Below are 244 nucleotides of genomic sequence, written 5' to 3'. Positions count from 1 at the left end.
ACGTGACCGTTGCAGGAGAAGGTCAGGTGCCCGTGGGGGAGCTGCTCGGCCGAGCACCCCGGCGGTCGAAGGGGAAGGCGGCCTGGCACGCGCTCGTGCACTGGCGCGACTGGAGCCTCCCCGTCAAGCTCTCGGCCGTCACGGTCGTGCCTATCGTCCTCGCGCTGGTGCTCGGCATCACGACGATCGCGGCGCAGGTCGGCCGGTCGGACGACTACCAGCGGCTGGACCGGCTCGTCGCGCT

Annotated in this window: 1 protein-coding gene; it reads left to right on the top strand. The window is 71.7% G+C overall.

Features of this window, described 5'->3' with window-relative positions; genetic code table 11:
• Nucleotides 1-26 precede the first annotated feature (26 nt).
• A partial coding sequence (locus G3I65_RS22100; RefSeq protein WP_160697793.1) for a hypothetical protein occupies nt 27-244 on the top strand: 218 nt, incomplete at its 3' end.

This window comes from Amycolatopsis sp. SID8362 (assembly GCF_010550475.1).
Taxonomy (GTDB): Bacteria; Actinomycetota; Actinomycetes; order Mycobacteriales; family Pseudonocardiaceae; genus Amycolatopsis; species Amycolatopsis eburnea.
This window is presented reverse-complemented; position numbering and strand designations above follow the sequence as displayed.